Source organism: Candidatus Corynebacterium faecigallinarum (assembly GCF_052264515.1).
Taxonomy (GTDB): domain Bacteria; phylum Actinomycetota; class Actinomycetes; order Mycobacteriales; family Mycobacteriaceae; genus Corynebacterium; species Corynebacterium faecigallinarum.
This window is the reverse complement of record NZ_JBQQOC010000017.1, coordinates 22371-34427: the sequence shown is the minus strand read 5'-3', so window position 1 is coordinate 34427 and position 12057 is coordinate 22371. Positions and strand designations below refer to the sequence as shown.

The window sequence follows — 12057 nt, the reverse complement described above, 5'->3', positions numbered from 1 at the left end:
ACCCGCCCCCGTCAGGCGTGCACACCACCAGTACCTGCCGTCCTACGTGCCAGTTCCAGCAGGGCCTCCGCATCTCCGTCGAGGCCGTCCCGTCCCGCCTGCCGCGGATACACCGCGCGCAGCGACCGGCGGAACGTCACCCCGTGCACCGGCACCCGCACCAGCGCACCGGACGCCACCTGGTCGGCCACCGCCCGCTCGGCGATCACCGTCGGCTCCCCCATCCCGGTCACCGCCGCGCGTTGGGACGCCAGCGACCCGAACTCGCCAGCGGGGCGGGCGATTGTCCCGAGGGTCTTCTCCAGGATCTCCCGGCTGCCCGAACCCCGCTCGCGGGTGATCAGCGGGGTGGTGCGCAACGCCTGGGCGGTGATCTCCCGGCCCGCCCACGGGTGGCTCGGCGGGACGACCACGATCAGGTCGTCCACCCCGACCACCGTGGACGCCAGACCGTGCCGGACCGCCGCACCCTCGACGAAGCCGAGCGCGCTCTCGCCCTCGGCAACGGCGTCGCAGACCTCGGCACTGTTGCAGGGGCGCATCGAGAGGGTCACGTTCGGACGCTGCCGGTGGAAGCGCGCCGCCCACACCGGGAAGTACAGCTCGGCGATGGTGTTCGACACCGCCACCTGAAGGGTGCGCGGTGCGTCCGGGTCGGACGCCGCACCCGCCGAGGTCGCCGCAGTGACCTTCCGGGAGAACTCGGCGGCGGCGTTCAGGTAGTCGGACGCGGCATCCAGTATCGCCCGCCCCGCCTCGGTCGCCACCGACCCGGACGTGGTGCGTTCGAAGATCCGGGTGTCCAGCAGTTTCTCGGCGGCGGCGACCCGGGCACTGACCGTCTGCTGACTCAGATCGAGGTCGCGGGCTGCCGCAGCGAAGCTTCGGTGCCGGTCCACGGCCACCAGCGTGGTCAGCTGGTCGACCGGCGGGATGTTGGACATCACCGGTACGTCGCCAGCACCGGGGAGTGGTCGCTCCACCGCAGGTCGTAGTCGGGGACCTTGTCCACCCAGGCGGTCTCGGCCCGGTCCATGAGGGAACCGGTCGCGATCTGGTAGTCGATCCGCCAGCCGGCGCCGGTGTCGAAGGCCTTGCCACGCCACGTCCACCAGGAGTACGGACCCTCCTCGACATCGGCGTTCAGCCGACGCAGCACATCGAACCACTGCGGGTCCGCCGGGGCACCGGCGGCCAGGCGGGCGGTCGCGGCCTCCCCAGCGGCGTAGTCCACCGCGCCGTGGAAGTCTCCTGCCGCTCCGGCCGGGTTGCCATTGCGTCCGGCGTCCGTGGCATCCCCCACCTGCGTGGTCGCGTCCGGGAACGTCCCCAGCAGCGAGTCCATGAAGGCGCGCTCGTCCGGCAGGAAGCCGGACTTCTTGCGGTTGGGACGCCAGTTCTTCAGGTCCGCCCGACGGTGGCAGATGTTCCAGTCACCGCCGACGACCATGCCGCCGGTCGCGTCGTACTCCGCGGCCCGGTCGGTGAGGTAGGGGCCGAAGATGTCGAGGAAGCGGAACTTCTCGTCCTGCTTCGCCGTCCCCTCCGCCCCGGAGGGCAGGTACACACTTGCCACCCGGGTACCGGCGGTGGTCGCCTCGATGTAGCGTCCGGCATCGGCGAACTCACCGGCGGCATCGTGGTCGCCGAAACCGATCGTCACATCGCTGATCTCGTGACGCGACAGGATCGCCACCCCGGCCCGACCCTTCGCCGCCGCCTCGGCCTGCACCAGGTTCCACCCGGACTCCAGCGCGGGTGCAAGGGCCGTGGTGGTCTGCTCCGGGTTCGCCCGGACCTCCTGCAGCAGGACGACATCCGCGGGGGTCTGCTCCAACCACGGCAGGATCCCGTGGTTGTTCTCGTTGCGGACTTTGGCTGCGGCACGGATGCCGTTCACGTTGACGGTGGCGACTGTGAGGCTCATACCGAGACAGCGTACCGGCCCTGTCGGACACGACTGCGTTCCCGCCGTCCTCACTGACGAACAGACGCATATGCTGGCATAACGGTCTATCCCCGCGTGTGGGGTAGCCACCGACCCGTCCCCGTCAGCACTGTGGGCATTGACGTATTATTGCGAGAGCAGATGCCCTGACACACGACAGCGGCAATGATATTGAGACGAACAAACACGAGACAGTGACGCGTCCCCACCGCCCACCCACGGTGCGAGGCCACGACCACGAGACTGAAGAGGGAGATACCGGCCCATGGCCAAGATCATCTACACACGCACCGACGAAGCCCCCCTGCTCGCGACGTACTCGCTCAAGCCGATCATCGAAGCATTCGCCTCCACCTCCGGCGTGGCTGTCGAGACCCGCGACATCTCCCTGGCCGCCCGTATCCTCTCGGTCTTCAGCGACCTGCTGCCGGAGAACCAGCGTGTGGACGATGCCCTCGCCGAGCTCGGCGAGCTGACCAAGCAGCCGGACGCCAACATCATCAAGCTCCCGAACATCTCCGCGTCCGTCCCCCAGCTCAAGGCCGCGATCTCCGAGCTACAGTCCCACGGCTACGACCTGCCGGCCTACCCGGATGAGCCGGAAACCGACGAGGAGCGCGACGCCCGCTCCCGCTACGACTCGGTGAAGGGCTCCGCGGTCAACCCGGTGCTGCGTGAGGGCAACTCGGACCGTCGCGCCCCCACCGCGGTGAAGAACTTCGCCCGCAAGCACCCGCACCGCATGGGCACGTGGCCCTCCGACTCGAAGACCAACGTCGCCACCATGGACACCGAGGACTTCCGCCACAACGAGAAGTCCGTGATCATCGACGGGGACGACACCCTCACCATCCGTCTGGTGACCGCCGACGGCAACCAGACCGTCCTGAAGGACGGCCTGAAGGTCCTCGACAAGGAGATCGTCGACGCGACCGTGCTGCGCTCCGAGTCCCTCGACGAGTTCCTCAAGGCGCAGGTCGTCCGCGCCAAGGAGGAGGGCATCCTGTTCTCCGCGCACCTGAAGGCCACCATGATGAAGGTCTCCGACCCGATCATCTTCGGCCACGTCGTGCGCGCCTACTTCTCCGAGGTCTTCGACAAGTACGGCGAGACCCTCTACGCCTACGGCCTCAACGGCGAGAACGGCCTCGCCGCGATCTACTCCGGCCTGGACGAGAACTTCGACGAAATCGGCGCCGACCTCGCCGACGAGATCCGCTCGGCCTTCCACTCCGCACTGGTCAACGGCCCGAGCCTGGCCATGGTGAACTCCGACAAGGGCGTCACCAACCTGCACGTGCCCTCGGATGTCATCGTCGACGCCTCCATGCCGGCGATGATCCGCGGCGGCGGCAAGATGTGGAACAAGGACAACGAGGAGCAGGACGCCCTCGCCGTCATCCCCGACTCCTCCTACGCCGGGGTCTTCCAGACCGTCATCGAGGACTGCCGTAGGAACGGTGCCTTCGACCCGACCACCATGGGCACCGTGCCGAATGTCGGCCTGATGGCCCAGAAGGCCGAGGAGTACGGCTCCCACGACAAGACCTTCACGATCCAGGACGCCGGCACCGTCGAGGTCGTCACCGCCGACGGCGAGGTGCTGATGTCACACGAGGTCGCCCCCGGCGACATCTGGCGCGCCTGCCAGGCCAAGGACGTCCCGGTGCGTGACTGGGTCAAGCTGGCCGTCAACCGCGCCCGCTCCACCGGCTGGCCCGCCATCTTCTGGCTCGACCCGAAGCGCGCCCACGACCGCAACATGACCGCCAAGGTCGAGGAGTACCTCAAGGACACCGAACTGGTCGGCGACATCGAGGGCCTGGACCTGCGCATCCTCTCCCCCGTCGAGGCCTGCCAGGTCTCCCTGGACCGCATCCGTGCCGGGGAGAACACCATCTCGGTGTCCGGCAACGTGCTGCGCGACTACCTCACCGACCTCTTCCCGATCATGGAGCTGGGCACCAGCGCCAAGATGCTCTCCATCGTCCCGCTGATCGCCGGTGGTGGACTGTTCGAGACCGGTGCCGGTGGCTCCGCCCCGAAGCACGTCCAGCAGCTCATCGAGGAGGACTACCTGCGCTGGGATTCCCTGGGTGAGTTCCTGGCCCTGGCAGAGTCGCTGCGTAAGCTCGCCGAGACCGACAACAACCCCCGCACCCCGATCCTGGCCGACGCCCTGGACTCCGCCACGGAGAAGGTGCTCAACGAGGACAAGTCCCCGGCCCGCGTCGTCGGTGAGATCGACAACCGCGGCAGCCACTACTACCTCGCCGCCTACTGGGCCCGGAACCTCGCCGACCAGACCGAGGACACCGGACTGGCCGAGGTCTTCGACCCGGTCGCCACCGAGCTGGAGAAGTCCTTCCCGACGATCAAGAAGGAGATGCGCGCCGGCCAGGGTTCCTCCGCCGACATCGGCGGCTACTACTGGATCGACGAGGAGAAGACGAAGTCCGTGATGCGTCCGTCCACCACCTTCAACGCCATCATCGACGGCCTGGCGTCCCGCCACGAGAAGTAGGCCCCGCCCCACCACCTCCACCACCGCCCCGTGCGCCGCTGAGTCGGCACACGGGGCGGTCGTGTCTGTGCAGGACCGACTTAGGGTGGGTAGAGTTCAGGGGACCCCGACCACACCCCCGATGGCGACGAGACTCACAGTATGTCCGTTGTCACTCCCCGTTCAAGGGTAGATTGCCCGTCTTCACCGCTCCGGACCATTCAGAACGGAAGCAAGCAAAAGTAAGATCAGGGGTGAAGCTCCACCACAGAAGCTCCCCGGGGCGGCGGCCCGCTCCACCTGCCCCGGCCCACGGACCAACGAAAGCTCGGGACAGTCACCATGAACGCCACAGACATCACCGCCGGCACCGCCTCGTTGCGGGGTGTGGACATCACCGACATGGAGATCGAGGAACGCGCCCAGGCCGGTATCGGTCTGGCTTTCCAGCGTCCCCCCGCGCTCGCCGGGGTGTCCGTCGCCAAGCTCGCCCACGCCATCGGCGCGTCCGACCGGCTCGGCGCCGCCGAGGACGCCCTCGGCCTGGGCCCCTCGGCGAACGCGACGTCAACGTCGGATTCTCCGACGGCGAGGCCAAGCGCTTCGAGGTCATGAGGCTCGCCCTGCAGGGCCCCTCGCTCTGCCTCTTCGACGAGCCGGAGTCCGGCGTGGACCTGGAGCAGGTCAGCGTGGTCGGACAAGCTGTCAGCGATCTGCTCTCCGCCCCCACCGACGACGGCCGCGCCCGAGCCGGCCTGGTCATCACCCACACCGGCTTCATCCTGGAGCACCTCGACGCCACCACCGCCCACCTCATGGTCGACGGCCGCCTCACCGACTCCGGCGACCCCCACGACATGTTCGCCCGCATCCGCGCCGGTGGATACCGCTAGACACCCGCACCACTACCGCACAGAAAGGACGCGATCACAATGACCGCCACACTCGACCGCAACTTCACCGCCGCCCGCGGCGCCGAGAAGATGTAGGACGCCAGCCCCTTCAACAACAACTGAACAGCTCGGTCTACTTCCGTCGAGTTCCCCACCAGGGAATTTGGCTCAAAGTAGACCGAGCTGTTTGTCATGTCCGGCAGGTGCGCTATCGTGTTCCACAGCACAACTAGCCTGCACAACACACCAAACACGGAAGGTCCCCACCCACATGGCAACCAAGTACGACAACTCCGACGCCGGCAACTGGGGCTTCGCCTCCCGCGCGATCCACGCCGGGCAGACCGTCGATTCCGACACCGGGGCCCGCAACCAGCCGATCTACCTCACCACCTCCTACGTCTTCGACTCCGCCGAGCACGCCAAGCAGCGCTTCGCCCTGGAAGACCTCGGCCCGATCTACGGCCGGCTGACCAACCCCACCCAGGAGGCACTGGAGAACCGGCTGCTCGCCCTGGAGGGCGGCGTCCACGCCGTCGCCTTCGCCTCCGGCCAGGCCGCCGAGACCGCCGCGATCCTCAACCTCGCCAGCGCCGGCGACCACATCGTCACCTCCGCCCGTCTCTACGGCGGCACCGAGACCCTCTTCGGTGTCACCCTGCCCCGCCTCGGCATCGACGTGACCTTCGTCGAGGACGCCGACAACCCCCAGGCCTGGCAGGACGCGGTGAAGCCGAACACCAAGGCCTTCTTCGGCGAGACCTTCGCCAACCCGCAGGCCGATGTCCTCGACATTCCGGCCGTCGCGGAGCTGGCACACAAGAACAACGTCCCGCTGATCGTCGACAACACCATCGCCACCGCCGCCCTCGTGCGCCCCCTGGATCTCGGTGCCGACATCGTCGTGGCCTCGCTGACGAAGTTCTACACCGGCAACGGCTCCGGCCTCGGCGGCATCCTCATCGACGGCGGCTCCTTCGACTGGACCGTGGAGAAGGACGGCCAGCCGGTCTTCCCCGGCTTCGTCACCCCGGACCCCGCCTACCACGGCCTGAAGTACGCCGACCTGGGTGCCCCGGCCTTCGGCCTGAAGGCCCGCGCCGGTCTGCTGCGCGACACCGGCGCCGCCCTGTCCCCGTTCAACGCCTGGGTCACCATCCAGGGCCTGGACACCCTGGCGCTGCGCGTGCAGAAGCACAACGAGAACGCCAATATCGTCGCCGAGTCCCTGGCCACCAACCCGGCCGTGGCGAAGGTCAACTACGCCGGCCTGCCGGGCTCCCCCTGGTTCGCCGTCAAGGAGAAGCTGGGCATCGAGTACACCGGCTCCGTGCTCTCCTTCGACCTGGCCGTCGACGACGCCTGGTCGGACGAGGCCCGCGAAAAGGCCTGGGCGTTCATCGACGCCCTGAAGCTGCACTCCAACCTCGCCAACGTTGGTGACGTCCGTTCCCTGGTCGTCCACCCGGCGACCACCACCCACTCCCAGTCCGACCAGCACGGCCTGGAGCGTGCGGGAGTGAACCTGGCGACGGTGCGCCTGTCGGTCGGCATCGAGGACGTCTCCGACATCCTCGCCGACCTCAAGCTCGGCTTCGACGCCATCAGCTGACCCACCCGCAGCACGCCCCACCCCAGAACAGCACAGGAGACCTCCGTGGCCATCGACCCCGCCAAGCTCCCCGCGTCCGCCGACTCGGTGACCCTGCCCATCGGTGACTTCACCACCGAGGCAGGGGTGCCGGTTCCCGGTGCCGAACTGCGCCTGTTCGCCTGGTACGAGGGGCCCGTCGAGGAGACGGTCCTGCGTCCGGTGATCCTCGTCGAGCATGCCCTGACCGCCGACGGCAACGCCGCCGAATGGTGGGCCGGGATGATCGGGCCCGGACTCGCCCTGGACACGACACGCTACCTGGTGCTCTGCGCGAACTGCCTGGGCGGCTGCCAGGGATCCACCGGGCCGTCCTCCACCCACCCCGACGGCGGGTACTGGGGCTCACGCTTCCCCGCCCTGTCGATCCGCGACCTCGTCACCGCGGAGAAGCAGTTGCTGGTGGACGTGCTCGGTGTCGACCGGATCCGTGGTGTCATCGGCGCGTCGATGGGTGGTGCCCGGGTGCTGGAGTGGACCTTCATGTTCCCCGAGGTGGTCGAGGCCGCCCTGCCGATCGCGGTGTCTGCCCGTGCCGCCGCCTGGCAGATCGGCATCCAGTCCGCCCAGATCCGCTTCATCACCGCCGACCCGTGCTGGCAGGACGGCGACTACCACGGTTCCGGTCACATCCCCTACCACGGCCTCGGCCAGGCCCGACGTATCGCCCACCTGACCTACCGTGGTGAGCTGGAGCTCGACGAGCGCTTCAGCACCGAGCCGCAGCCGGGCGAGGACCCCTACGGCCCCTACCCCAGCCCCACCGAACGTTTCGCGGTGGAGAGCTACCTGGACCGTCAGGCGGAGAAGCTGCAGGCGAGGTTCGACGCCGGCAGCTACGTGATCCTCACCGACGCCCTGAACCGGCACGACGTGGGACGCGGCCGCGGCGGCATGAACGCCGTCCTCGGATCCTCCCAGGTGCCGACCATGGTCGCCGGTGTGGACACCGACATCCTGTACCCGTACCACCAGCAGGAGCACCTGTCGCGCAATCTCGGCGACTTCATCGGCCTGTCGAAGATCACCTCCCCCACCGGCCACGACGGTTTCCTCACCGAGACCCGTCAGCTGACCATCGTGCTGGACAAGTTCCTCACCAAGGCCGCGCTGCTCGCCCAGCGGTAACTACCCCGCAGCGACGACCTCCGTCGCCCGGGCGTACACGGTCCCACCGGCACTGGTGTCCGACAGACCCAACGCCCGGGCGTCACCACGGGTGATCTGCGCGGTGAAGTGCTCACCGTTGGTGGCGTCCCTCAACTCCACACGCACCTCGAAGCCGAGCACCGCGACCCGCTCCACCACGGCCTCGCGCACCTCGGTGGCGGGGATCTCGTTGCCGGGGACCGCCGGGGTGGCGTTGCGTCCCAACCTGATGTCGTGCGGACGCACCGTTCTCCCGTCCAGCGTGGTCACGTGCCCCAGGAAGGACTGCACGAACGGCGTCGCCGGCCGGTCGTAGAGTTCCGAGGGGGCCCCGACCTGCTCGATGCACCCCTCCCCCATCACGGCGATACGGTCGGCGACGTCGAGCGCCTCCTCCTGGTCGTGGGTGACCAGCACGGTGGTCACGGTGAACTCCTCGTGCATGTGGCGCAACCAGGTGCGCAGGTCCTCACGGACCTTCGCGTCCAGCGCGCCGAAGGGCTCGTCGAGCAGCAGGACGCCGGGATTCGGCGCCAGGGCACGGGCCAGCGCCATGCGCTGCCGCTGGCCGCCGGACAGTTGCGCGGGGTAACGCCCCTGGTAACCGGACAGTCCGACGATCTCGAGGAGCTCATCGACGCGCGTCGTGATCTCCGGTTTAGGACGCTTGCGCACGCTCAGCCCGAAGGCCACGTTGTCGCGTACGGTCATGTGCTTGAAGGCGGCGTAGTGCTGGAAGACGAAACCGATACCGCGGTCCTGCGGGCTGAGCCGGGTGACGTCGCGGTCGTTGATGACCACGGTGCCGGAGTCGGGCTGCTCCAGCCCGGCTATGGTGCGCAGCAGGGTGGACTTTCCGGAGCCGGACGGGCCCAGCAGCGCGGTCAGGGAGCCTTCGGGGATGGTGAGCGAGACATCGTCGAGTGCGGTGAAGACCGGGGAGGAGCCGTAGGTCTTCACGGCGTGGGAGACGGAGATGGTCACTTGGTTACCTCTTGCTTCTTCTGGAGGAGGGTCATGATGACGAGCACGATGACGGAGACGATCATCAGCAGTGTCGCCGCGGAGTAGGCGCCGTAGACGTTGTTGTCGTCGAGGTAGCGGGAATGCACGAGCAGGGTCAGGGTCTGCCCACCGCCGGCGAAGCCGGAGGCGACCATGATCACCGCACCGAATTCACCGAGGGCCCGCGCGACGGTGAGCACGATGCCGTAGGACAGACCCCACCGGATCGACGGCAGGGTGATCCGCCGGAATATCTGCCAGCGGTTCGCTCCCAGGGTGGCCGCGGCCTGTTCCTGTTCGGTGCCGATCTCACGCAGCACCGGTTCAACCTCACGCACGATGAAGGGCAGGGTCACGAACACGGTGGCCAGCACCATGCCGGGCAGCCCGAAGACCACACGGAAGCCGAGGTTCTCCACCCCGCCGAACCAGCCGTCGGTGCCCCACAGCATGATCAGTGCGACACCGACGATCACCGGGGACACCGCGAACGGCAGGTCCACGATCGCCTGGACGATCGACTTGCCGGGGAAGCGCCCCCGCACCAGTCCGAGGGCGACGACGATGCCGAAGACCACGTTGAGCGGCACGGTGATGATCACGATGATCAGTGAGGTCTGCAGCGCGGAGATCGCCGCCGGAGTGGTGATCCACTCGACGAACTGGCCGAGCCCCGGCTCGAAGGTGCGCCACAGGATGGTGCCGACCGGCAGTGCGACCAGCACGGCGAGGTAGGCCAGGGCGATGGTGCGCAGTGTCAGCACACTGCCTTTGGAGGGGGTCATGCGTCCTGCTCCTTCTTCTTGCCGGATGTCGCACGTTCCCCGACCAATCGCAGGGCCAGCAGGACGATGAACGTGATGGCCAGCAGCGCAATGGACACTGCCGCCGCCGCCGATGGAACGTCCGACTCGATCTGCTCCTGGATGTACTGGGAGGCGACCTGGGTGTCCCCGGGGATGTTGCCGCCGATGAGCACCACGGAGCCGTACTCGCCGATGGCGCGGGCGAACGCCAGGCCGGTACCGGAAAGCGCCGCAGGCCACAGGGCCGGCAGGATGATCCGCCGGAAGATCGTGGTGTTGGACGCCCCGAGCGACGCCGCGGCCTCCTCGACGTCCTTGTCGAGCTCGATGAGCACCGGCTGCACCGCGCGCACCACGAACGGCAGGGTCACGAACGCCAGGGCGATGACCAGGGCGGGCTGGGTGGCGTTGAGGGTGATGCCGATGGGGCTGTCCGGCCCGTAGATGCTCAGCAGCACCAGGGAAGCGACGATGGTCGGCAGGGCGAACGGCAGGTCGATGACCGCGTCGACGATGCGCTTGCCGGGGAAGTCGTCCCGGACGAGCACCCAGGCGATCAACGTGCCGGTCACCGCGTTGAGGACGGCGACGATCAGGGACACGGTCACCGTCACCCGCAGCGCGTCCACCGCCCCGTCGGAGGTGACGGCCTCCCAGAAGCCGGACAACCCGCCGGAGAATGCTTCCGTGGTCAGGGCGATCAGGGGCAGCAGCACGATGACCGACAACCACAGCACCGCGGTGCCCATACTGAGTCTGCTGTTGTTCTGCCTCGTGAGGGGGGTCGTCATCTCACACCACCTTGTAGATGGTCGTGATGGCACCGTCGTCCTCGCCGCTGCCCGGCTCGGCGCGGTTGAACAGGACGTTGTCGACGATGTCCCAGGCGTCCTCACCCTCGAGCGACGGGTCGAGGACGGTGAACGCCTCGGCCAACTGGTCGATGGCGTACACCGTGTCGGTCTCGCGGAAGGCGTTCTTCTCCTCGTCCGGCAGGGTGTCGATCACCTCGGTGGAGTTGCCGAAGAGGTCGGGGGTCGGTCGGAATCCGGCGGACGCCCACAGCTTCTCCGCCTCCGGGGTGAACAGGTAGTCCCGGAACTCGGTGGCCTTGGCCAGGTCCTCGTCCGGGTCGTCGGAGGTGTCGACGACGGCGACGGGGTTCTCGATGCGGAAAGTGTCGTCCGGCACGGTGTAGTCGATACGTCCGCCGGTGCGGTCCAGCTCGATGGCCTCGTTCTCGTAGGACAGCAGGACGTCGCCCTGGCCGGCTTCGAAGGCTGAGGTGGCCTCCCGCCCGGACTTCGGCCGGACGGTGAAATGCTCGCCGACCAGCTGGGTGACCTTCGCCAGGGCTTCCTCGTGGGCGGCCTGGTGCGCATTCTCGATGTCGGACGCACTGTAGTCGGCGCCGTCCCCGTCACCCAGCGCCTGGAAGAACCAGCTGGCGTAGGGGGCCAGCAGGTTCCACTTCGCCGAACCGGAACTCGCCGGGTTCGGGCTGATGACCTCGACTCCGGGTTCAAGCAGGTCGTCCCAGCTCTCCAGTCCCTCCGGGTTTCCTTCGCGGGTAACGAAGGCGACGACCGAACCGAAGGGGACGGACACCCCCGACTCGTCACCGGGGACGTCATCCTTCCAGTCCTCGCGCACCTGACCGCTGTCGACGAGCCGGGTGATGTCCGGCTCGACCGAGAAGTTCACCAGGTCGGTGGGCATGTGCCGGGCAACCTTGCGGGACTGGTCGCCGGAGGCGCCGTAGGATTCGGCGAAGCCGGTGTCCGCGCCCTCGTCGGTCTCACGGAAACCGTGAATGAGCTTCTCGAAGCCGGGCTTCGGCACGGCGTAGGCCACCAGGTTGAGCCGGTGATCGCCGGAGGACGCGTCCGCGGTGTCCGGGTCGTCGATGGTGCCGCCGGGTGCCACGAACACGCCGGCGGCGGCGACGAGGCCGATGCCGGCGAGTACCGCCCCCAGGCTGGGTCTGAATGCCACGTGCACTTCCTCTCGTGTGCGGTCCGCAACCTACAGACCGCTCTGTCTACTGTCGAGAAGTGAGAGTAGCCGCCCCTCGTCCCCACCCCACATCCTTCGATTCACGG

General features: G+C 68.0%; 11 protein-coding genes. 5 read left to right on the top strand and 6 right to left on the bottom strand.

The genetic code is table 11. From position 1 onward, the window contains the following. Positions 1 to 11: 11 nt before the first annotated feature. Together ACTXPP_RS09855 and ACTXPP_RS09850 are read right to left on the bottom strand one after the other, a co-directional pair. Entirely contained in the window at positions 12 to 944 is a 933-nt protein-coding gene (locus tag ACTXPP_RS09855) for a LysR family transcriptional regulator (protein WP_301498143.1), read from the bottom strand. Then, positions 944 to 1927 (bottom strand): exodeoxyribonuclease III, encoded by a 984-nt coding sequence (locus tag ACTXPP_RS09850; protein ID WP_301498142.1) that lies wholly within the window; start codon positions 1925 to 1927, stop codon positions 944 to 946. The genes ACTXPP_RS09855 and ACTXPP_RS09850 overlap by 1 nt, the downstream gene beginning before the upstream one ends. A 286-nt stretch (positions 1928 to 2213) precedes the next feature. Between ACTXPP_RS09850 and ACTXPP_RS09845 the strand changes: the two genes are divergently transcribed. From ACTXPP_RS09845 to metX, 5 genes are all read left to right on the top strand, one after another. Next, the gene (locus tag ACTXPP_RS09845) at positions 2214 to 4472 is read left to right on the top strand and encodes an NADP-dependent isocitrate dehydrogenase (protein ID WP_301520942.1); all 2259 of its coding nucleotides are present in this window, start codon (positions 2214 to 2216) and stop codon (positions 4470 to 4472) included. 321 nt (positions 4473 to 4793) lie between these two features. Beyond that, a complete protein-coding gene (locus ACTXPP_RS09840) occupies positions 4794 to 5066 on the top strand; it encodes a hypothetical protein (RefSeq protein ID WP_301521104.1) in 273 nt (90 codons plus the stop codon). Further along, positions 5063 to 5344: a P-loop NTPase family protein gene (locus ACTXPP_RS09835; RefSeq protein ID WP_301498599.1), complete on the top strand. Its 282-nt coding sequence runs from the start codon at positions 5063 to 5065 to the stop codon at positions 5342 to 5344. Before ACTXPP_RS09840 ends, ACTXPP_RS09835 begins: the two co-directional genes overlap by 4 nt. Positions 5345 to 5615: 271 nt before the next feature. Continuing rightward, on the top strand, positions 5616 to 6956 hold the full coding sequence (locus ACTXPP_RS09830; protein WP_301525270.1) for an O-acetylhomoserine/O-acetylserine sulfhydrylase: 1341 nt from the start codon (positions 5616 to 5618) through the stop codon (positions 6954 to 6956). 51 nt (positions 6957 to 7007) lie between these two features. Further along, on the top strand, positions 7008 to 8123 hold the full coding sequence (gene metX / locus ACTXPP_RS09825; RefSeq protein ID WP_301525331.1) for a homoserine O-acetyltransferase MetX: 1116 nt from the start codon (positions 7008 to 7010) through the stop codon (positions 8121 to 8123). Here the strand turns inward: metX and ACTXPP_RS09820 are convergent, their stop codons facing one another. The 4 genes from ACTXPP_RS09820 to ACTXPP_RS09805 are packed head-to-tail and all read right to left on the bottom strand — an operon-like array spanning position 8124 to position 11950. Then, a complete protein-coding gene (locus ACTXPP_RS09820) occupies positions 8124 to 9128 on the bottom strand; it encodes a sulfate/molybdate ABC transporter ATP-binding protein (protein ID WP_443341990.1) in 1005 nt (334 codons plus the stop codon). Further along, entirely contained in the window at positions 9125 to 9934 is an 810-nt protein-coding gene (locus tag ACTXPP_RS09815; protein WP_301496287.1) for a sulfate ABC transporter permease, read from the bottom strand. The genes ACTXPP_RS09820 and ACTXPP_RS09815 overlap by 4 nt, the downstream gene beginning before the upstream one ends. Further along, a complete protein-coding gene (gene cysT / locus ACTXPP_RS09810) occupies positions 9931 to 10746 on the bottom strand; it encodes a sulfate ABC transporter permease subunit CysT (protein WP_443341988.1) in 816 nt (271 codons plus the stop codon). The genes ACTXPP_RS09815 and cysT overlap by 4 nt, the downstream gene beginning before the upstream one ends. Before the next feature lies 1 nt (position 10747). After that, on the bottom strand, positions 10748 to 11950 hold the full coding sequence (locus ACTXPP_RS09805) for an extracellular solute-binding protein (RefSeq protein WP_443341986.1): 1203 nt from the start codon (positions 11948 to 11950) through the stop codon (positions 10748 to 10750). Between the last annotated feature and the right edge of the window lie 107 nt (positions 11951 to 12057).